Origin of the sequence: Methylobacterium bullatum (assembly GCF_014845095.1) — a bacterium.
GTDB lineage: Bacteria > Pseudomonadota > Alphaproteobacteria > Rhizobiales > Beijerinckiaceae > Methylobacterium > Methylobacterium bullatum.
Genome location: NZ_NKUG01000007.1, coordinates 1 through 22,157, shown reverse-complemented (window position 1 = coordinate 22,157; position 22,157 = coordinate 1). Strand labels below are relative to the sequence as shown.

At 61.7% G+C, this 22,157-nt stretch carries 15 protein-coding genes and 1 pseudogene; 10 read left to right on the top strand and 6 right to left on the bottom strand.

The genetic code is table 11. The features are described from left to right. The 10 genes from MBTS_RS23500 to MBTS_RS00700 all read left to right on the top strand — a co-directional run. Positions 1–244, top strand: a 244-nt coding sequence (locus tag MBTS_RS23500; protein WP_210322591.1) for a hypothetical protein, incomplete at its 5' end; no start/stop codon positions are given. Positions 245–246: 2 nt separating this feature from the next. Next, on the top strand, positions 247–744 hold the full coding sequence (locus MBTS_RS00735; protein ID WP_192214897.1) for a DNA N-6-adenine-methyltransferase: 498 nt from the start codon (positions 247–249) through the stop codon (positions 742–744). A gap of 237 nt (positions 745–981) precedes the next feature. Further along, complete coding sequence (locus MBTS_RS00730; RefSeq protein ID WP_192214896.1) at positions 982–1,230, top strand: hypothetical protein; 249 nt, start codon at positions 982–984, stop codon at positions 1,228–1,230. Between the two features lies 1 nt (position 1,231). Then, entirely contained in the window at positions 1,232–1,411 is a 180-nt protein-coding gene (locus tag MBTS_RS00725) for a hypothetical protein (protein WP_192214895.1), read from the top strand. Further along, a complete protein-coding gene (locus MBTS_RS00720) occupies positions 1,398–1,931 on the top strand; it encodes a GIY-YIG nuclease family protein (RefSeq protein WP_192214894.1) in 534 nt (177 codons plus the stop codon). The genes MBTS_RS00725 and MBTS_RS00720 overlap by 14 nt, the downstream gene beginning before the upstream one ends. Continuing rightward, the gene (locus MBTS_RS24195; RefSeq protein WP_210322590.1) at positions 1,928–2,221 is read left to right on the top strand and encodes a helix-turn-helix domain-containing protein; all 294 of its coding nucleotides are present in this window, start codon (positions 1,928–1,930) and stop codon (positions 2,219–2,221) included. The genes MBTS_RS00720 and MBTS_RS24195 overlap by 4 nt, the downstream gene beginning before the upstream one ends. Positions 2,222–2,304: 83 nt before the next feature. Next, the gene (locus tag MBTS_RS00715) at positions 2,305–3,102 is read left to right on the top strand and encodes a tyrosine-type recombinase/integrase (protein WP_210322589.1); all 798 of its coding nucleotides are present in this window, start codon (positions 2,305–2,307) and stop codon (positions 3,100–3,102) included. Positions 3,103–3,714: 612 nt separating this feature from the next. Beyond that, the gene (locus MBTS_RS00710) at positions 3,715–4,245 is read left to right on the top strand and encodes a DUF3489 domain-containing protein (protein ID WP_192214892.1); all 531 of its coding nucleotides are present in this window, start codon (positions 3,715–3,717) and stop codon (positions 4,243–4,245) included. Continuing rightward, on the top strand, positions 4,245–4,790 hold the full coding sequence (locus MBTS_RS00705; RefSeq protein ID WP_192214891.1) for a DUF2924 domain-containing protein: 546 nt from the start codon (positions 4,245–4,247) through the stop codon (positions 4,788–4,790). The genes MBTS_RS00710 and MBTS_RS00705 overlap by 1 nt, the downstream gene beginning before the upstream one ends. After that, complete coding sequence (locus MBTS_RS00700; RefSeq protein WP_192214890.1) at positions 4,790–6,412, top strand: recombinase family protein; 1,623 nt, start codon at positions 4,790–4,792, stop codon at positions 6,410–6,412. The genes MBTS_RS00705 and MBTS_RS00700 overlap by 1 nt, the downstream gene beginning before the upstream one ends. A 472-nt stretch (positions 6,413–6,884) precedes the next feature. Here MBTS_RS00700 and MBTS_RS00695 read toward each other — a convergent pair. The 6 genes and pseudogenes from MBTS_RS00695 to MBTS_RS00670 form a co-directional block, all read right to left on the bottom strand. Beyond that, positions 6,885–7,151 (bottom strand): annotated as a pseudogene (locus MBTS_RS00695) (transposase); the annotation flags it as partial. Between the two features lie 109 nt (positions 7,152–7,260). Continuing rightward, positions 7,261–10,557, bottom strand: coding sequence for a DUF499 domain-containing protein (locus MBTS_RS00690; RefSeq protein WP_192214889.1), 3,297 nt, complete (start codon positions 10,555–10,557; stop codon positions 7,261–7,263). A 15-nt stretch (positions 10,558–10,572) separates the two neighbouring features. Then, a complete protein-coding gene (locus tag MBTS_RS00685) occupies positions 10,573–13,305 on the bottom strand; it encodes a DUF1156 domain-containing protein (RefSeq protein WP_192214888.1) in 2,733 nt (910 codons plus the stop codon). Beyond that, on the bottom strand, positions 13,289–17,530 hold the full coding sequence (locus tag MBTS_RS00680; RefSeq protein WP_192214887.1) for a sacsin N-terminal ATP-binding-like domain-containing protein: 4,242 nt from the start codon (positions 17,528–17,530) through the stop codon (positions 13,289–13,291). The genes MBTS_RS00685 and MBTS_RS00680 overlap by 17 nt, the downstream gene beginning before the upstream one ends. Next, positions 17,527–21,030: a helicase-related protein gene (locus tag MBTS_RS00675; protein WP_192214886.1), complete on the bottom strand. Its 3,504-nt coding sequence runs from the start codon at positions 21,028–21,030 to the stop codon at positions 17,527–17,529. Before MBTS_RS00675 ends, MBTS_RS00680 begins: the two co-directional genes overlap by 4 nt. A 25-nt stretch (positions 21,031–21,055) precedes the next feature. Further along, positions 21,056–21,925 carry a BrxR family helix-turn-helix transcriptional regulator gene (locus MBTS_RS00670; protein WP_308445005.1) on the bottom strand — a complete coding sequence of 290 codons (870 nt, stop codon included), beginning with the start codon at positions 21,923–21,925 and terminating at the stop codon, positions 21,056–21,058. Positions 21,926–22,157: the final 232 nt, after the last annotated feature.

Genomic DNA, 22,157 nt, shown 5'->3' with positions numbered 1-22,157 from the left:
AGAAGACACGGCGCGCGCGGCGGAGGAGTGGGAGCCGATTGAGGGTGCGCCGGAAGGATGGGACATCCTGATCCTTGTCGGCAAGGAGCAAATGGTTGCCTGCTATTTGACCCAGCATCCCGTGGAGGCCCCCGGCTGGTACATCTACGATGGGCACGCCTTCCACATTTTGGCTGCCGGGACACCAACCCACTGGCGTCCCCTTCCGGCCCTTCCCCCTCTTTACCTGAATGAGGAGGCGTAAAGATGGGCTATTGGGACACCCTCGGCCGCTCGGACGAGTGGTACACGCCGCCTCAGGTCTTCGACGCCCTCGGGTGCCGCTTCGATCTGGACGTTGCGCCGGCGCGGTATGCTGACGGCCATGTGCCGGCCGACGCGAAGATCGACGGTTGCGGCCTTACCGATCCCTGGCACGGCTTCGTGTGGATGAACCCACCCTTCGGCGGACGGAACGGCATCGAGCCTTGGCTGGATCGCTTCTTTGACCATGGCAGCGGGATTGCCTTGGCGCCTGATCGCACGTCGGCGCCGTGGTTCTGGAGCGCATGGCAGCGTGCGGATAGCGTCCTGTTCACGCACAAGATCAGGTTCCTCCGTCCAGACGGGACCGAAGGCGTTTCGCCGTCGAACGGGACCGCTCTGTTCGCGATCGGACAACCAGGCATTCACGCATTGGAGGATGCCGCCAGCAAAGGCTTCGGCATTCTGGCTCATCCTGTTGCTCGGAGGAAAGCCGCATGATTGGCGAAGCCACCACCTTTGACTGGAGAGCAGACGGAGCGGGAGGAGAATGCCTTTGGATAGGCGGTGAACCACGACACGGCATCTGGCCTAGCGGCGAGGTGCGAGGAAAATGGACTGCCGCAATTCGAACGCCAGAGCTTCCGCCTAGCAAATGGGTTCATTCTGACCTGACCCATCACCCCACCGCCTCTGCCGCCCGCTCCTTCGTCGAGAAATCCGTCAAGGAGGCTGGCCATGGGGAGTGAGGCCGCCATTTTCCGCGTCTACTGGCGCAGTCTGCCGGACGAAATCGACCACGTACGGACCTTCGACAACCGCCGAAAAGCATTCGTCCACGCTCATAAAAAAGGGTCGAGGTTCAAAACGCCGTCGATTGTGGAGCGGTACGTGTTCGAGGAAGGCCGCGAGGAGCAAGTTGCCCGACTGACCGGAACGAAATTCTATGTGGCCGGACACTCAACTGATGCGGCGGGGGTCGTTTAAAATGAACCCGATTTTGCTCAGCACATCTGTCTTCATAATCCTCGAAGGTACGCATCATTTCAGCCCGTCGCTGGCCTTCGGCATCGCCATCGGCGGCGCGCTGACTTCGGCACTGCTGCTTTGGCTCGGCCGCTCCGCTCTCGCTCTCGACAATGAGGAGGGACGACGTGGCGAAGGCTAGGAGCTACCTCTACGTCATCGGAGAGGACGGCAACTCCGACGAGGTGAAGATCGGACGGTCCATCGACCCGGTGGGACGCCGCTCGACGCTGCAGGTTGGGCGCGGCCGGAAGCTGAAGGTGCATGGCTACTGGCCCGTGCCCTTCGATGATGCCGTAACCCTGGAAGCCGCAGCCCACGCGGCGCTCCACGAGGTGCGGGTCAAGGGCGAGGTGTTCGCCGTCAGCCCGGAACTCGCCTGCGCCTTCGTGGAGCACATTGCCCAGCACGGAGCGGCGGATGACTTCCTGCGCCTTGGGCTGGCGAAGGAGCGAGCCGAGCGGCGATGGGGCGCCCTGTCTATCGCCCCGAGTTCCGGCGGTCGCTGGGCCAAGCCGGAGATGGTGGCCGCCCTCGAAGCCGCCGAGGCCGAGATGAAGCGCCTCGACCACGAATTCTTCTCCATGGATCGCGCTCGGGCCGACAAGATCGACTCTAGCCGGCACTGGCTCGACAAGCTCGATGAGGGGTGCCCAGCATGAACTTCGTTCGCCCGCTCACCCCGGAAATGGTCGCCGCCCGCTGGGGGTGCTCACCGAACCACGTCCGGAACCTGATCCGCCGCGGTGAACTTCGCGGTTTCCGGGTCGGCTCGCGCCTGCTTAGGGTGAAGCCCGACGCAGTCGAGGAATTTGAAAGATGCCAGGAGATCACCGGATCGGACGCCTCAACGGACGCTACGTCGTCTCTTGGTGGGTCGACGGAAAGCGAAGGCGTCATCGTCTTGACGCACTCACGCGAGCGGCAGCCGAGACGGAAGCCGTTGCCGTAATCAAGCGGGAGTCGGCGCCGGCGCCAGGCGCCACCATTGCCACCCTATGGGAGGCGTATCGGGCAGAGAAAGAGGGCAGACGCGTGGCTGTTGCGATGATGCACGAATGGAAGGCGATGGGCCCGATCCTAGGCCACATGCGCCCCGAGGAGATCACCGTTGAGGCCTGCCGCAAGTACGTCGCCACGCGTCGGAAGACGACGGCCCGCGGCAAGACGACGAAGGTCCAGGACGGGGCGATCTGGACAGAGCTCGGGCACCTGCGGACGGTGCTGAAGTGGGCGCTCGGCGACAAGGCGCCCAGGATCGAACGGCCGCAGAAGCCTGCCCCGAAGACCCGCTATCTGACGCGGGCCGAGATTGATCGGCTTCTAGATGCGCCGGCCGCGCCCCACATTCGCAACGCGATCTTGCTCATGCTGGCAACAGCCGCCCGCGTCGGCGCAGTTTTGGATCTAACTTGGGAAAGGGTCGACTTCGACCGTAACCAGATCAACCTGCGCGTCTCAGCAACGGGGCCGACCAAAGGGCGAGCAATCGTGCCGATGAACGACGGGCTGCGCGCGGCTCTGTCTGTGGCACGAGGAGAGGCGGTGACCGACTATGTTATTGAGTGGGCCGGGAACCGGGTCGCCGGGATCAAGACCGGCTTCAACGCCGCGGTAAAGGCGGCTGGCCTCGAAGGCGTGACGCCGCACGTTCTCCGGCACACCGCCGCCGTTCACATGGTCGAGGCCGGCGTGTCCTTTAACGAGGTCGCTCAGTACCTCGGCCACAGTAGCCCGCGCGTGACGTTCTCGACCTATGGCCGGTTCAGCCCGACGCACCTGCGGAAGGCCGCCGACGTGCTCGACTTCACCAAAATCCGAAGCGCAGGCTGACCCCCTTTTTTGCCTTCGCAAAACTACGGACTGCTTTCTGGTTCGCTGAACCTGAAAAATATGGCGCCCAAGCATCCGGGTGTGTAAATTGAAGTCTACGGACTGGTCTATTCCCCTAAACTATTGAGGATTTCCATGGACCAAGCTTCTCATAACGGTCTGGTTGCAGGTTCGAGTCCTGCCGGGCCCACCACTCACTCCCCGCGAATGACGGGAATTCGCATTTCGCGGGAGACAAGCGCAGTCTCAAGGACTTAGCGAAAAGGTGGCGTTTGGCGGCCCCTTCTCCGGGGCGATGCTGCGGACCTAATTCAAGGCGGTTTTGGCCGGTTTCTCGCCTGTCGCTGGTGCAGCTTCCGCAACATTTTGGGTCGTCATGCCGGAGACTGGTTCGCACGCTGAAGGAGCCGTGGTTCGCTGGCGGCCGTGCACTGGCGTGTGAGCGATCCCCGTCACTTCGGACTGGACTTGTGCTGCGAATGGAGCGGAACTGTCGGTGTTCGCAAGGCCGCCGACGCGGTGCGCCCTCGACCCCCTGCCGATCCCTCGTGATCCGCGGGGTTGCGCTGGTGGCAGCAGACCCGCTGCCTCACCATCGCGAGGCCACCCGTAATGATCGACGAGACGCACCACACTCTGCTGAAGACTGCTGCCGAGTCACCGGACCAGCTGATCGCCCGTCCCGCCGGACTCAACGTCCGAGCCGCCAAGGCGTTGTTCGCCAAGCTCAGCAAGACCGCGCTGGCGATCGAGGTCGTCGTCACCGGGGATGAGCGGCACTGGCACCAAGACCAGCGCGGTTCGATCGGGCTGCGTCTCACGACCGCTGGTCGGGAAAGTCTTGGCTTCGGGCTCGACGTAGGCAGCTCCGTCTCCTCGATGCCGGTTGCGGATGCCGGACCGGACAGGGCCGGGACAAAGCCGCGATCCGGCACGAAACGGGCGCTGATCATCGCGATGCTGCAGCGTGACGACGGCGCCACGGTCGGCGACCTGATGGCCGCCACCGGCTGGCTCGCCCATTCGACGCGCGCTACCCTGACCGGCCTGCGCAAGCGTGGGATGATCCTCACGAAGGGATGCGATGCGGAGGGTCGGACCGCCTATCGCCTGACCGACGATGCCACGACGGAGGCCCGGTGATGGCCGGCGTGATCAGCCCCATGCTCAAGCGTGAGATCGAAGGACTCGCCTCCCTCGATCTGGGCGACCTGCGCATCCGCTGGCGTCAGCATCTGCGAACGGCGCCTCCCCCACATCTGTCCCGCACCCTGATGGTGCGGCTCCTCGCCTACCGCATCCAGGCCAAGGCGCTGGGCGACCTCGATCGCGACAGCGCCCGACTGCTCGATCGGATCGCGAAGGAACGTCTCCGCCGCGCCGCCGCCGAACGCGCGGCCAAGCCGAAGGCACCGCCCATCGTCCCGCCGATCCCGAGCCCAGGGCTTCGGCCCGGCACACTGCTGGTGCGCGAGTTCGGCGGCGAGGTTCACACCGTCACCGTGGTGACGGGTGGCTTTGCCTGGAAGGAGGCGACCTATGCCAGCCTATCGGAGGTTGCCCGCGCGATCACCGGCACTCGCTGGAACGGACCCCGCTTCTTCGGGCTGCGGGACAAGGTGCCCACCGGAGCGCCAAGCGGCGGCGATGAGCCGTTCATGGCTGTGGCGGTGGGAGGGATCGCGTGATGGCTTACCCGTCCAAGCCGTCGCATCCCAAGATATCGCCTTCGAAGGCCCAGGCCCCCAAGGCCCTGCGCTGTGCGATCTACACCCGCAAATCCACCGAGCACGGACTGGATCAGGCCTTCACCTCCCTCGACAACCAGCGCGAGGCCGCCGAAGCCTACATCAAGAGCCAGGCCCATGAAGGCTGGCGTCTGCTGCCCGAGGCCTACGACGATGGCGGCGTGTCAGGCGGCAGCCTCGAGCGTCCGGCCCTGCAGCGGCTGCTTGCCGAGGTCGAGGTGGGGCGCGTCGATGTGGTGGTGGTCTATAAGGTCGACCGGCTCACCCGCGCCCTGTCGGACTTTGCCAAGCTCGTCGAGCTGTTCGACGCGCACGGCGTCTCCTTCGTTTCCGTGACCCAGGCCTTCAACACCACCAACAGCATGGGACGGCTGACGCTCAACGTCCTGCTGTCGTTCGCCCAGTTCGAGCGCGAGGTCACGGCCGAGCGCATCCGAGACAAGATCGCGGCCTCGAAGCGCAAGGGCATGCGCATGGGCGGACCCGTGCCGCTCGGCTACCGCGTTCACGACAAGAAGCTGGTCCCCTGCCCCGAGGAGGCGCTCCAGGTCAGGACGATCTTCGAGGGCTACCTCGCTCTCGGTTGCCTCAACGGGCTGGCGGCCGATTTGCAGGGCCAGGGCATCCTGACGAAGCGATCACCCCGCCGAGATGGCACGATCCGGGGTGGCATCGCCTTCACCAAGAGTCCGCTAGCCTACCTCCTTCGCAACCGGGTTTATATCGGCGAGGTGATCCACAAGGACCGGCATTACCTTGGAGAGCACGAGGGCATCGTCCCACGCGAACTGTTCGATGCGGTCCAGGCGGCGCTGAGCGAGAAGGCGCAGGCGCAAGGTTCCGCCCGGGGCAACACCGGCTCATGGCTGACGGGGCTGCTCTACGATGACCGCGGCAATCGGATGACGCCGAGCTCGGCCAGGAAGGGTGCTCTCCACTACCGCTACTACGTCTCACGCGCCCTCGAGACGGGGCAGCGCGGCGAGGCCGGCTCGGTCGCCCGCGTGTCGGCACCCGAGATCGAACAGGCCGTGCGGGAGGCGCTGACATCGACAGCCACCCCTGGTCGGACGTCCTCGTCCGATGAGACGTCACTCGCCCAGGTTGGCCGCATCGTCGTTCACCCGAGCTGTCTCACGATCAACTTCGTTGAACCGGACGAGGCTGAGCACGATGGCAGGGCTGGCGGAGCAGGAAGCACAGAGCCCTCCCCGCTCAACGTGCCCTGGTCACCCCGACCGAGCCGTCGTCGGCGCCAGATCATCCGCGCTGAAGGCGATGAAGCGGCAGCTCCGCTGCGGCCGATGCGGGCCGAGACCCGAGCCCGCCTCGTCGACGGGATCGCCAAGGCGCGCTTCTGGCTCAATGATCTTGTCAGCGGCCGTTTTGCCGACACCCATGCCATCGCCGCAGCGGAAGGCTGCAGCGAGCGCTCGGTTCGTATGACCCTCAACCTTGCCTTCCTGGCTCCGTCCATCATCCAGGCGGCGATCGCTGGCACCCTGCCAGAGGGGACTGGCATCTCCACGCTCATGGACACGCCGATGCTGTGGTGCATTTGAATGGAGTTGGGCCGAGTATGACTCAATGGCAACAAGTGTCATCCGCAGGAGGCAAAGGTCACACGTTCAAATCATGTCGGGTGCGCCACTTTCATACAGAACTGCAAACATCGGGCGGGGCCGATGGTGCCGCACCGATCACGGCAGCCTCCAGGCTCACCTTGTCTCCGAAGAGGTGAATGACATCCGCATCCACCTCGCTTCAATCGACGATCTCCTGAGGTCACGCTTTCCAGAACGAGATTTCGCTGCTTGTCACGTTTCTGCGCATCAGATGCCCGAACTTCTCGACAAGATCAGAGGTCGTGTCCCTATGCGTGGTATAGCTTTCTAGAAGCCGCCACGTTCGCCGGCAGGGCCGGTATGATCATGCTGCCAGGGTGGTCCGGCTGGCGAAGGGATCATCGCCGATTGGGGCGATGCGTTCCAGTGCCATGTAGCGGGCTCTTTGGACGGCCCACTCGTCGTTATGCCCTATGGCCAGAACCAGATCGTCCACCGATCGCGTCGAGATGCCCCGGATGTAGGTTTCCTGGATCACTACCGTCAGCGCCTTCTCAATCATGCACTGCGGCTCCAGGAAGCCGGGGAGATAGCTAGCCTTGCGCAGCTTCGAGATGCGGAGGTCGACCATGCCCGCCCGCGTCTGCCCGTCCCGGTCAAGGTAGCCGTTGCGCTGGACCGGGTGCTTGGCGCTCTCCTCCATGAGGCCGCGCAGGGGCATCATCTCGTCGGTCATCGGGGATCTATCGGATCAGAGTTGCATCTCGCAACCCAACCCTACTCGGCGATCGCCGATGGCCACCCGTCAGTTGTACTACCACTCGGGACAAGACCCAGGCTCGCTGTTATTCGATCGACTTCTCAACGAACCCAAGCGTGTTAGCGTTCTCAACCAGCGTCCGCACCTTCGCCTGGTCGAGCCCAGATGGAATCTCGGCGTCGATCTCAAGCCTCAGCTTAACCGAACTCCCCGGAAGCGTTGTGAGCTGCTCGACAATAGCTTCGATAATCTGATGGATGTCGCGAGCCGGGCGCTCCGACGAGATCATAACGCTACCGGTGAAGCGGGTTGGCTTCCTCTCAGGAGGTACAGGTTGGGGGGGGGCACCCTCCGGCGGCGACCCCGTATCCGGCGCTTTCTCGCCCGGGCCTTGCGTGCCGCCACCGCCTCCCGGCTGCACGGGAACCGGGCGATGGGCTTCGGCCACGGCAAGTTTCACGATGACACTGTCGCCGTCGATCACGACCGCAGAGTAAGCGGCTCGCTCGATGGCAAGACCCAGATAGATGTCCGACTTCTCATCCCAGCGTTCGGCATAGGCAAATGGCCCTGGGATCATCCCGCTTACGGAGGCCTGCACCGCCTTGATCAGAACCTCCTGGCTCTTCAGACGCGGCAGATAGATGTAGCGATTGAGATACTCCCGAAGGTCCTTGAGAAAGAGGTGTGGCTTGCCGTTCCAGATGTACTTCTGAAGATCACGATCAAGACGCGTAGGCCCGATCTCTGTGAGTAAGCCTTCCTCGGCCACGAGCTTTTTGCTGGCCCGCGCCAGCAGCCCGTCCTGAGCCGGGATCTTGCCCGAGACCCATTCGACGTCGGCCTGTGCGCTCTCCTGCGCCGGGTAGTGCAGATAGCACCACGCCTCCTTCAGGCGTGTCTTCATCGTCTCGTTCGATTCAGCCAGCTTGGCCTTGGCAAGCGCGCTGTCGCTCTGCGTCAGGTTGAGCCGCTCGGTGTCGCGGACGATCTCGCCCCAGGCGAGTGACGCTCGCACCGCGTCTTTCAAATTGTCGAGCTGGCGGGAATCCGCGGCGATGAAGACCAGCATGTTGCGATAGACGCGCGGCGTGCTGCCACGCTGCATCAGGATGTCCTTGGCTTCGCCCAGAGCCTCGGATCCCTCGCGGCCATTGTGCGGATGCGCGACGCCCAGCACGACTGCCCGCACGCCTCCAGCTTCGTCCGGCACTTCCGCTGACGAGGCCGGCGCCACCTGCACAGCATCGAAGTGCCCACGATCAGCCAGGCTGTTAACATACTTGCTCAGCTCGCTGTCGATCGTCATCAGGACGAGCGCGGTCTCGATCTGCGCTGCCTTGTCGGCTGCGATGCGATTGAGGCTCGCCGACATCGAGTACCAATAGCGCCCGAGATCGGCGTGCATGAACTTGGCCTGGTTGGTCAGGCGCCGCAGCGCGTCGCCGAAGATCGTCGGCCGCTCACCCGGCTGCACGACGCCAAGGTTAATCTGCTTGTCGTCTAGGCCGGTGTTCTGCTGCTGGTGCGTCGGTGCCGTCCCCATAAAGATCGCCCGAGCAACGCGCCTGGTCGCGGAATAGCGGTTCAGGTTGGGGGCCGACTGGTCAATCTTGTATGGCGTCGAGGCAGTGCCATCGACATCACCGGCGATGATCGACTGCCAAGTCACGTCGAGATAATGGAGCAGCTCTGGCTCAACGCGCGGCGAACTCACCGCAACGCTGCCCGGCATGATCATCACCGACGGGTCGCCGTTCATCCACAGTTCGTGGATCGCCTGCGCCATCAGGCGCAGCACGCCGCGAGTGCGCTGGAACTTCTCCAGCGATCCCCAGCTCGTGTAGAGTTGGTCGAACAGCTCGGGATGGATCGGATAGGCCTTCTCCAGCTTGCGCCGGTAGTCCTCGTCGGCGCAGCCCTGCGGAAAGTCGTTGGCGTTCTCGCGATAGAGCTTGGCGAACTGCTTCAGCGTATTGTCCCGGTGATGGAACTTGTCGCCGGAGATCTCCTTGAACAGCCGTCGCCGAACAATTTCGTAGCTCTCCTCCTGGCTGGCGGGCCGCCATGACGATTCGACACGGCTGAAAGTCTGCTTGAGACGCGCGAGCGCCTCCTGACCTCCTTCGCCACCGACCTCGATCTGCGACGCCGGCAAGGATGCTATCAGCAATGCGCCGGGGCTGGCCTTGACCGCTTCGGTGAGCGACTGGACAAACGAGAGGTTCGCGTCGAACGAACCCGATGGCAGCCCTTCGACCCGATAGATCTGCCGCAGATAAGCGACCCACTCGTCGATCAGGATTAGGCACGGGGCGTATTTTCGGAAGATCGTTTCAAGTAAGTGCGAGCCTGGCGCGATGCCATTGGCATCATTCTCGGCGATCATGTCGAAGGCTTCAGCGCCACCTAGCTGCCACGCCAGTTCACCCCAGGTCGTGCGGATCTTACGACCGCCCTCGGCATTGAGAACGTCCTGCGGCCCGCGTGAGGTGCCAACCAGCACCGCGCGCTTGATGTTCTTGGGCACGGTCAGTTCGTGCTTCTCGAGTAGCTGATCAAGGCCCGACAGGTCCTGAACCGGCGTCGGCCCCGCCATGTGGTAGAGGGCCAGCATCGAGTGCGTCTTGCCGCCGCCGAAGTTGGTTTGCAGTTCGACGACCGGATCGCCGCCGCTGCCCGACAGCCGCTTGGCGGCCCCGACCAGAAGCGCACTCAGCCCCTCGGTCAGATAAGTGCGGCTGTAGAACTGGCGCGGGTCGCGATATTCGGCCGGCGCGCTGCCCGAATGCACCTTGGCTAGATCGGCCGCGAACTCGGCTTGCTGGAATTCGCCGGTCGCGACATCTTGGTGCGGTTCCACCACCTCGCGCCAAGGCAGCAAGCCCGCCACCGTCTCGACGGAGATTTCTAGCCGCTGGGTCTTGCGCCGCTCTTCGTTGCGCTGAAGCTCGGTGAACTTCGTCCGTAAGATGGTGTCGCGCATCTTCGAGAGCTGCTCGGCAGTCTCGCCGGCGCTGATCGCCTCCATCAGACGGCGCATGGAATCGAGCGCGCGCTCGGCGTCGTCGTAGGTGAAGGTTGCGTTGTGCGAGAGCTTGTTGCGAACATCGCTCAGCTCATTCACCCATGACCGCTCCGCGCGGCCGAGAACGGCCCGGAACGCGTCGTTCCAGAAGCGGTCTATCGCGTTGAACAGCGCGGCCTGGTCCCAGCCGACCTCGCCGTTGCTGTTGGGGCGCAGGCTCGGCAGCTTCTCCAGAACCTGGACCTGCCAATGACCCTTCAGCGAGCTTTCCAGCCGCTTCTCGACAAACGGAATGAGGGCTGCGGGCAGCAGCTCCATGCCCTCAAAAACATACTGGCGCGTGCTCTTGGCCACTGTCCCGTTCCCCCCTCAGATACTCAGCCGGATCTGACGATCCCCGCTCGTGTCGTGGATGGCCGCAGCCTGCCGCGTCAGCTCCGTCCAGTCGGCGATCAAGGCGTTGTAGGCCGTGGCCTCCTTCGCATCCTTCCGCTTGTTGGCGCTGATGTCGTAGAGGCAGTAGGCAAGGTCCTTCACGGCTTCGGCTCTATCGCTGCCGAGCTTCTTCAGAAGCAGCCCGGTGGAATGCGAAAGCCCATCCTGCTCGTATTGGCGCACAAGATGATGACAGCACTCCCAGATCGTGACGTGCCGGTCGCTCACAGGGTCCCAACCAGCTTCAAGCTCTTCCCGCTTGTAGATCCGCACCCTTCCTGCAGATGACTCGACGATGCCCGCGTGCTTCACATCGTCCACAGATATTCCGCGCGCACGCGCCAGATTATCCGCGTCGCCGAACACCCCCTTCTCGTACCCATGCTGTGTGAACCAGCTCACAGCAAAACGGGTCTCTGGATCAAAGTCGCCTTCTTGAGACGACAGATACTGATCCAACTCTTCGTTGATGATCTGCAGTGCGGTTTTCACCGACATCGGCTTGTCGTCTCGCTCAATCACTGCAGCGTAGCGGCTGAAGATTGCGATGCCTGGCCCGATAGACGCCTGTGGAATATCCACGGGCGCGATGTTGGCGCGATGCATCTCCTTCAAGGCGGCAGGCAACTCTTTGCGAAGAGCCCTGATGAACTCGACCCGGGAGATAGTTTCCGCACTCTGCACGCGAGGCCGACAGGACATCACAACTGAGGTTGCCAGCGCGTTCTTGTTCTTCTTCAGGTTCCCGACAAGCTCGGTTCGAACAGGCCAGGTCGCTCCGATGGAGTAACCGGCATCGACAATGGACTGCAGGAAGGTCGCCCAGCCCTTTACCGAGAACCCGCTCTCGTCAACTTCGCCCTGCCGGAATGCGTAGTAAATCGCAGCGGGAACATCCGACCGTCCGTGCGTCGCCATGTGACGCATGACAGTTGTCATGCCGCCCAGGAAAAAGCGGTCAGCTTCGTCTTTTCCACCATGTCGCTTGTAGTCAGCGACCAGCTCTTCCTGCTTAGGAACCAACATGGTCGAGAACAGATCGGGATAAACGCCTGCCAAGCCTTTTCTAAGCCATACGTAAAAGAAATCTGACAAGTCGGCATATGGAACGTTATCGTAGTATGGCGGATCAGTTGAGATAACGAAGCCCGAGAAATCGACGTTCTGTGCGTTGAGCTGTCGAAGATGTCCTGCTTGATCGGAGCACGGCAGCGCCGCAACAGCTTTCGCGAGATATTCGACCTGGCCCATAAAGTTTCCGGACGACGTCGAGAACGGGTTGCCTTCAGCAGTATCCCACCGCATCGGCAGGGCCTGCATGGCAAACACTTGCTCCACGTTCTCTCTGGACGTGTGCCAAAACGTACTCGTAGACTGCCTGTTTGCTAGACGACTGACGCAAAGTACTAAGTATGAAGACATTGTGCTACGGTAACGCTGATCTGAAATGTCCTTAACGACGCTTGGGATCAGATCCATGAACGTGTTAAGTGCGACAGTCTGCCGGTCCATGAACAGATCTGATATATTTGTTGGCCCGTAATTTGTCACGCTCATGTATTGGGGGTGCTGGGAAAGCGGGAATTCGGGACGCCAGTCTGGCTTTTCGGTGAAGGCAAGAGCCTCGTGCTCTTTAGTGGGAGCGACATATCCACGCCCGCCCCGGCCCTCTACGACGATCGCCAGGAGGCGCCAGCCCATTCTGCCCGCCATGCCTTCGGCCTTGACGTAGCCAGCAGGGATGGCATCCCCAGTCAGCAAGCACCTAAAATTCGCACCGCGCCCAGCCTTGGTCCCCGCTGCTACCGCATCTTCATCTTGCGGCTTTCCGGTATGTACCTCAAACGAGATGTCAGTGCCGCTGATAATCGGCTTTACCCAAACTGACTTGTTCGGCTTGTTGCAAAGCCAATAATTGGAAATCAGCGGAACGTGTGCCCCACGTAGTGCTGGGTTGGGGCTTGCAACGGTTCTAGCCCACAGCCACGCAAGGACGGTGGCGTCCCCGCCGCCGGCCGTTTTCGGCAGTTTCGCTGGCGGATAAAGATGACCGATCTTTTGCCAAGCTTTGTTGCTCAAGTCCTTCGCGTACCAGAGTATATCCTCGGCTAGCCCCTCCGCCCCTCGATAGTGCAAGCGCTCCGGTTTGCCAGGATGGCTAGGCTTCTGATCATGAAAGTATGAGGGAAGCTCGATCATCGCCTTGCCGATAACTACTGCGACCGGGTTCAGGTCCGAGCCATTCGCAGGGAGACCCAGGCGAAGTGCTTCAAGCGGAATTGAGCCGCCGCCAGAGAATGGGTCATATATTGGTGGCAACCCGTCAGGGAAATTCTTCCTTATTTCGGCCCGAGCACGTTCAATGACTTCATGATTTGTTGAGCTCTCCCACTTCACCAAATCCTCAATGATTTTGAAGAGACGCTGACGCTCAGTCTCAATAGCCTCATCGCTTGGAAACTGATCGGGATGACTGGATGGATCGTCGACGAGCTGAGCAAACAGCACCGCACGGCACGCCGCCAATGGGCGTCGTGCCCACCATAGATGCAGCGTTGAGGGGTGCCCATGCCGGATCGACTTCTCCCTGGCAGAAGCCTTGTTGATCGCCTCAAGCGGGATCGCCACCTCGATGAGCTTTTTCTTGTACTTATTGGTCGAGGTCATAAACCAGCCTGTATGTAGCGGGGTGAATGGTGATCTCGCCGCCATCGCGCAGCGCGCGCAGGCGAGCGCCCGTCATTTCGACGGGTTCACCCGCTGGGTTGGCGAGAATGAATGAATAGGCGTCGGGCTTCTGGTCGAGCAGGCCCCAGACGTCGGCCTCGATCTGAAGCGGTTCCCGCTCCAGGCAATGCTCTTTCGGATAGTAATTCCGCTGCACCTCGCCGCCCGCTGAGCGCCGCTCCCACGGGAAACGCGCGCCGTTGGCACGACCGATCCAGCTTCCATCCGCATGGTAGAAGCGATCCTCCCCATCGGGCTTGTAGCCGAGCGCCAACGCGAAGCGGGCAATCACGCTGGGCCGCGCTGGCTTCTGCGGGGGGCGCGGACGGCTGACGGTCTCCGTCTCCAACAATCCGCCTTCGGCCTCCTGGGGCGATGCCTCTGGTTCCGGCGCATTCGTGGGATCCTCGTCCTCGGACGAGTCCTGGTCGATCACCGACCCGGCCTCGCCATCGTCCGACGCCGCCTGCTGAGAGTGCTCGGCCGGCTCATCGACAGCGTTGCCTCCGATAGGGGCAGCCGCAGGCGGGACCTCCACCGCAGGCGCGACCGTCGTCTGCTCTGGGCCGAGCGTGAAGTTCTCTTCGAGATAGTCCTTAATATCGGAGGGTGACCGCTCGAACGCATAAGCCAGCGCGGCGCGAATATCGGCGCTTAGGCCCTTGCCGATCTCTTCCGGCACGCGCTTGGCAAGCTTAGCCTTCGACAGCGGGCTTACGAACAGCTTGCCGTTGAGCCACAAAATGTCCGTGAGCCGCGCTGTGCCAGCGGGCACGCCATCCAGATAAGGGATCACTTCCAGCTTCGGGGCGGCGACCCAGCTTGTCGTCGCGATCGCCATTGCGACAGCGCGCACGCGCTCGGTCTCGCAAGGCTCGGCCAGTTCGATCCGCGCGAGCTGCGTGCCGAAGGCCGTGAGCCAAGCGCGCCGGTCTTGCAGACCCGGGAACAGGGGCAGCTGGTTAAAGCGCTCCTCGACGCGATCGGACAATGCCTGAAGCGACGAGAATGGCGAATTGCGCACCGTTTCGGCCGAGAGCTGCCGGAAATCGGCTGTCTTGCGCTTCACCCAGTCGTGGAGATGCCCGTAGGTGAACAGGCTCTGCATGCTGAGCCCATAGGCGAGCTCGTCGGTTTTGACCCATTCGCCGGACAGGTTCACCCAATGCCTGCACTCTTTCCAAATGCGAGTCGGGTATCGGGACATCAGCGTCCGGACACGTCGCGCGTCGTGTGGCGTGAGCGCCTTGCCGCAGGCCAGGGTACCCAGCCAATGCAGCACGAGATCAGCAGAGGGCCGTTCGGCGACGCCGACGCGCCGCCACAGGCTGAGATCGAGCACCGATGCCCGGATCACCGAGGCGCCCGGGACATCCTCTTCGTCCCCTACCAGGAACACGCCGCCCGACGTCACCCAGGTGCCGTCCTGCGCGAGGATCAGCTTCTCGGTCTTGAATGCGTCCTTGATGCTCTGCGCGTCAGACGTAGAAGCGACATCAAGCATCTGGTCGAGACGGCGATACCATTTCTCGACCTCATGGGCCGGCGCCTTATCCGACTTCGCCAGCGCCCTCAGCCGGTCGAGCAATCGACCTGGCCCACTCGGGGAACTGCGGACGCCGAGCAGATCGAGCAGCGGCCGCGTCGTCTCCCGATCGAGCAGCCCATGCACGAATGGCTCGATATCCATGAGTGATTCTGTCGCGGGCGTTCTCCGGAGCAGATCGGCAGGGACATGGATCATGTCGCGCGTATCGGGAAGGCAGGGCTTCGACCTGAGCTTCAGCAACCAGTCCGCCAGCAGGGGCTCTGACGTCAGCGATCGGGTCGACCCCGTGGTCGCGACTTGGGACAAGCGCGCATTCGAGGTGCGGGACCAGTCGCTGTCCCACTGCTCCAAGACCCGCCCTGCGACCTTGGTCCATATCCGTGGATCGGACTTCGACAGCGCCTCCCAGTTCCGCCAGTACTCCGCCGGGAAATCCCAATCCTCGACGACAAACTGGCTCGTCACATAGGGGTAGTAGAGCGCGCTGCGAAGACCGCGTTTTTTGGCCTCGGCGTCGATCTGCTGGCGCCCAAAGACGTTTGTCCGCTTTGCGGTCAGCGGCGCGAATGTCTGTAGCCCTGAACGGCCGGACGACACCCACCGCAGCCAATCCTCGCGCGAACAGGAGGAGAAGCTGGCCACATAATCGGGGTGCAGGAGCTGCGTCTGTCGAGCAGTCTCCGGCAACAGGTCTTCCAGGGTGCCGTCTTCGTCGTACAGGATTGCCGTGGCGACCTGCCGAAGCTTCAGATCAGCGCAAGCATAGCGAAATGCTTCGCCCGCGGTCGCACCAAGCTTTGCCGCGATCTGGGCCAGTTGCACGCACTCGGCCAGCTTGATGCCGCTTGTTCCAAAGAAGTCGGCAGCGACCCGTTCGATAACCGCGTTGACGTCACTCGTGTCGTCGAGGCCGATTTTCTTGAGCACCGCAAAGACGGCTTGGGTCGGGTCAGCTCGGCCATCGCCGTCGCCCTTGTCCCGGCGTTGCTCCGCCAGAAAGCGGGTCCAGTTCTGATTCAGGACGATCAGATGCCCCGCCAGAAACTCCCAGTCATCATCCGACTGGAGCAGCTTCTTCTCCCCGAGCCGCACCACCTCAGACGCCGAATAGAGCACTTCCTTGCCCTGGACGGGAACGATGCGAAGTCGCTCCGGTTGATGGCTTTGCCATCCCGTCACCTCAGGAGCGATGTAAGTCCAAAGGTTCAGCAGATGCCGCCACGTGGACGGCCGAGGCAGATGGCTTGTACGGAGGCAAGCGAGAAGATCGCTCTTCGAAAACTCCTCGACCAGGTTCCAGTGAACCAGCTTGGTCCGGTCGGGGGCCGAGACATGCCGACACAAGGCTGGGCGCGACTTCTCATCCAACAGAGCCATCGCCTGCTCTGCCGGCCAGATATCGAAGATCGGCAGCGGGATCACGATAGCCGCGTCGGCGGCAACCAGCTTGCCCTCATCGGTCATCAGGATCGGCCGGTCCTCGACCGCGTCCGCGAACGCGAGCTCGACCATGGCAGCGCAAGAGCCCTCAAGTGTGCTTGCCTCCCGGTCAACGTCAGGAAGCAGGCCATAGGCCGCAGCTCGATCCAGGACACCGGTCTTGTTCTGTTCGAGCCATTCCACCATCGCCTTGGCCGCGAGTTCGCCGGCACGTTTCAGAAGCCAGCGGTTTGTCGGCGAGGTCTCCGGGTCTTTGATCTTGAGGCGAGCGGGATCCTGGATGAACGGAGCGTTGCAGGCGAATGGGAGCGGCGTCTCAACGCCAGTGGGCAGCACGACATAGAGCCGGCCCTTCGCGCCTAGGACGATCTCTACCCGGCAGGGCGGGAAGTCGCCGCCCTCCTCGGCGCCGAGCATCCGTTCATTACGGATTTCGTCGAGCGCATCAGCGGGGAACGCTTCTTCCGCCGACCGGACCAAGAGGAAGGCGTCATCTCCCTTGTCGTCCAGCGACATCCACTCGCTCTCGGCGACAGGGCCGGGTCCTAGGCTCTGCCAGTGGACCACTCGCTCGCCAATCTCAAGTCGGCGGATTTTCTTGAAGAACAGCAGCGAAACCGGACTCTTCAGCCATTCATCGAGGTTCTTCTCAACCTCACGTCGGAGAAGAGGGTTGGCGATCGACACTTCGACCCGCGTGACGCCCTGCATCGTGCGGCCGCCTTCAATCCAATGCGGCTCCGTAAAGCGGTTACGCTCGAAGGCGACAGACAGCGTGGGGGTGAACAGCTCGACGCGATCGCCTAGGCTGAACGTGCTCTTGAAGCCGATCCCCCGGAACCCGATGGTGTGAAGGGCACGCTTGTTTGAGTAGCCGAAGCGGCAGATCGACGCGAAGTGCGCTTCGACAAAATCTTCGCCATTGTGCTCAAACACGAAACGCTGGTCTTCGATTGAAACGCGCGCCTTGGTCGCGCCTGCATCGTCGGCATTCTGAAGCAGCTCGGACAGGATATGGCGCGGGCTTTGCACCTGCTTAAACAGTTGGTGCCAAGGCCCGGCAAGCTCTGCATCGGCCTCAAGCTGATTCCAGCGCTTCGACGCACCATCCCTGATCGGGTGGAAGTAATCCGGTGGTCCAGCCCTGACAAGCGTGAGTTGGGGTTCCGCACTCATGACGGCGAAACCGCGCGTTCAAGCAGACGCCGAAGGTCGAACTGGATTGCCGTTTCCAAGAAGGAGGGTTCGCGTTCGATCAGCGGGCCGCGCACATATCGCGGCTCGTGCGCAAACCCGCCGTTGACGGCGACGATCGCGAGGATAAACTTTTCGGGCTCATGCAGCGAGGTGATGATCTCCTGACGCGTGATCATCACCGAATCCGCACCATCAATCCGGCCCTTGACCTCGATGAAGCGAAGATGCCCAGATTTCGGATTATGCGAGGCGATGTCGTAGCCAATCTTCTGAGCAGAAACGTCGAGCGGTTCGTGCCCTAGCGCGCGCTCCGCCGCCATGACTGCCTGCATGGCTGCGAGTTCGATTTCTTTCCGAGCCGCCGGATCTTGGGCAAAATGATTGGGGACCGTAGGATTTTGCCGGGCGCTGAGCAGCCCACGTGGAATGACGACCATGCCGCCGCGCACACGCGGCGGCTGCGATGAGATGAACCGCTCCCGCTCGAGTTGATCCATGCGGCGCTTTTGCCGCTCCACCAGCTCCTCGGCGCGTCGCTGGGCGTTCTGCCAGTTGAGCCGCGTCTTCCTGCCGGCCTTCTCTTCTTCCTTCAGCTCGAAGGCCCGCGAATCCCAGTAGTTGATTTCCTTTTTGAGGCGCGAACGCACTTCCTGTTCGACCTTCTCGATTTCAGGGATGCGGCGCGCCTTGATCTCTGCGACGTGGCCTTGCGCCAGCTCTACAGTAGCGAAGCGGATCGCGGTCTTCTCGAGCTCAGTCGTCAACCAGTCTTCGTCGAGGAGATCTCGCACCAGGCTGACCTCTTCTGGCGCGGCGGGACGGAGATTGAGATGAGGTGCAATGCCGGCGTTGGAGGTGCTCCCCGACTTGTTGATCGCGGCAAACTGCAAGCGCTGAGAAATCACATGCGGTTTACCGGCGCTCGTCGTGCGAGCATCCTGAATCGTGTGCTCCAGCAGGAAGACGGCGGACAACGTATCGCCAGTATCGGTTTCGTCGACCAGAATCGCGCCCTGACGCATGATCTGCTCGTACTGCTCCCGGATCAGACTGATCACAGCGTCCAGCAGCGGATGGCCCGGGCAGATGAAGGCTGCGACAGGCTGTTGATTGGTGTTGCTCTTCTCAAAGCAGATACGCTCGTACTGCTTCTGGATGGGCGCGCCCGTGCCGATCTGACGATTCCGCTCCCGAATGCGCATCGGCACATGCGTGATCTCCCAGCGCCCCTCTTCCCGACGCTTAAGACGACCGCCGAGCTGCTGGAACGCCTCGGCGAAGAAACTCTGAATATGGTGCGGCTGCAGGCGCAACGCCTCGGCGCGTTCTATTGCCAGCCGCAGTTCATCTACCTTGGCCTCGGGCATGGTGTCGTTTGTGAGCGCCCGTCTTCGAAGCAATTCCAGCAGATGTGTCTGATCGACCGCGCCATCGACTTGGCGGAACAAGCGAGCCCTAACCTCTTCCAGCTCGCCATATTGGATGGCCTGGAATAGTAGATCTTTCAGCGCTGTCCCTTCGAAAAGCTCACCGAGCACATCATAGACGCGCCCGCCCAGAGCCTCCCGTGCCACCTCCAGCTTCTCGAGTAGACGCCCATAGACCTCGCCCTCTCGCGTGTCGGCCGCCACGAGATTCCAGAGGTGGCAAACCTCGGTTTGCCCGATGCGGTGGATACGGCCGAAGCGCTGCTCGATCTTGTTGGGATTCCAGGGCAGGTCATAGTTGACCATTAAATGGCCCCGCTGGAGGTTTACGCCTTCGCCCGCCGCATCGTTAGCAATGAGCACAAGCAGGTCCTTGTCCTGCATGAAGCGCTCGATTACCTTCCTGCGCTCCTCGCGCGACACACCACCATGGATCACATCAACGGCTTCGGGGATTCCGAGGCGCGCGCGCACCTTGTCGAGCAGGTAGTGGAGCGTGTCCTTTGGCTCGGTGAAGATAATGAGCTTCCGGCGATTTCCGGCGGCGTCGATCATAAGATCGTCGTCGAGAATGCGGTTCAGCTGGGTCCACTTTGTGTCGACGCCGGAACGTAGGACGCCGAGCGCCATCGATTCTAGCCCCTTGAGCGTATCCACTTCGATAGCCAACTGCTCGACCGTCTCCGCCGTCGTCGCACCCGTCGAGATCAGCTCTTCGAGCTCATCGATTTCGCTCTGTCCGTACTCGTCGATGTTGCCGAGAACATCGGAGCTCACGGACGGTTCGCCGATACCAGCACGCCGTCCCTTGGCCGCAAGCCTTGCTTCGCCAAGCTCAGTCTCGAGGCGTTCACGGCGACGTTTCAGCGACTGATAGATAGCGGCCGGGGAGGAAGCGAGGCGACGCTGCAGGATCTGCAGGGCGAAACCGACATTGTTGCGCTTCTTGCCATCTCCCTCGGCAAATCGCTGAACCCGGTTCATCTCGGTTCGCACATATTCGGTAACGGCGGCGTAGAGCGCTGCCTCGCCTTCCGAGAGCTGGTATTTGACCGTGCGGGCACGGCGCTCGGGAAAGAGCGGCCGACCGTCGAACCTCCGCAGCTCCTCCTTCGTCAGTCGCCGCATCATGTCTTCCGTATCGGCATAGTGGACGCCATCACGGAAGCGTCCCTCGAAGCGATCGCCGTCGAGCAGTGCCATGAAGAGCTGGAAGTCTTCCTCCTTCCCATTGTGCGGTGTCGCCGACATGAGCAGGAGATGCCGGCAGACTTGGCCGAGTTTTTGACCAACCTGATAGCGCCGCGTGTATTTGACTTCGCCACCAAAATAGGTTGCCGACATCCGGTGGGCTTCGTCGCAGATGACGAGGTCCCACTCGCGGGCGCTCATGAGCTTTTCTTGTAGGTCTTCATTGCGGGCCAGAACGTCGAGGCGAACGATGAGTCGATCTCGGTCGTTGAACGGGTTCCCCGAGCGAGACGTCTCGATCATGTCCCGCGTCAGGATGTCGAACTCGAGATTGAACTTTTGACCCAGTTCGTCTTGCCACTGCTCGACCAGGCTGCCGGGAGCGACCACAAGGCAGCGCTCCACATCGCTGCGTGCGATCAGTTCCTTAATAAGCAAGCCCGCCATGATCGTCTTGCCGGCACCAGGATCGTCCGCGAGAAGAAAGCGCAAGGGCTGCCGCGGAAGCATCTCGCCGTAGACTGCCGAAATTTGATGAGGCAGCGGATCGACAAAGCTGGTGTGGATGGCGAGATAAGGATCGAAAAAATGCGCAAGCTTGATGCGGTTCGCTTCGGTCACCAATCGCAGCAGCGCACCATCCGCGTCGAACGACCAGGGCCGCCCATCTTGCTCAACCTCAAGACGATGCTCGTCGTCTCTATAGAGGACGGACTCTGCGACCGAGCCGTTATGGTCGCGGTAAACGACATTTATCGCCTGATCACCGATCCAGTCGACGGATACGATCTGCACGGGTTGCGCAGACGCAATGCCGCGCACGGAGGCGCCGTTCTTGATGCTTTCGAGCTTGGCCGTCATCAACCGGCGCTCCCCCACAATATTTTCATATCTGAAGCTCCGCTTTGTTCAGCGCAGCCTCGGTTTCCTTGCGGTTTAGCGCGACTATATGCTGAGTGCGAGCACTCTGCTTTGCCGCATCGCTGAGCAGGCCAAGTCGCTTCAGAACATAAAACAGCATCGCATACCGAACGGACAGCACACCATTGCCATCGTCTAGCCCATAGTCCTTGGCGACAACCTTCTTCTGACTTTCCGTTAGATCCGGATGCGGCCCGATTATCACATCGAAGAAGTTGTTCCAGAGGTCGTCTTGGTCACCGGTCGCGCCCGGCTTTTCCTTGCCGCGCACCTCCAGGATGCGCGGGAGCAGGAAGTCCTTGAACCTGTTCTCGAGGTGACAATAGGCGCGCGTATGCCAACGGAAACCGTCAAACCCGAAGGCATGCGGTGTAATTCGGCGCCAGATCGGATCTGGTCGAACCTTGTTCATAGACTGGTAGAAGATCTCTACCGATCCGTTCTCGCGTACTGCGTCCAGAACGCGGCGCAAAACCTGTATGTTGACATCCCGCTTCGGCGTCAGCGCAACGTCCGCGTTGGGCAGTGTTGCAATCCAAGAATCATGGGCCGGCACCGCGCCTTCTGCGACGGAGCGGAGTTGCGCTAGATAGACATACGGGTCGGGGGCAAGGAAACGCAGAACAAATTTGTCGGCGGCCACATAGCGCTTGCCCCGCGTGTCGTACTCCATGTTTCCGGGCGCACGTTCTTGGTAGAGGGTCAGGTCCTTCGATGCCTGAGGAACGGAAACACCGAAAAATTCCACGATGCCGGCACGGTTGATCGAACCCTCCCAGAATAGGCGAAATTCAATAAACTCAAGCCTTTGCTCGACTCCCCAACGCACAGCCACAATCCTATCAGGATAAAAACTATTCATACATTAAAAAAGATGCGTATAGTTCATATGCGCATCCTAACGCCGCGTCAATGGTGGCGAAGTCCCGAAGCCCGGCAGATATGTCACCAAGCACCCGAGCGGTTGGGCCGTGAAGGTGCCTGGCAGCGAGTGCGCCAGTAGTGTCCATTCCACGCAGCGCGGCCGAGGGGCGTGTCCCGTGGCATTGTCCGTCGTCAGATGATTT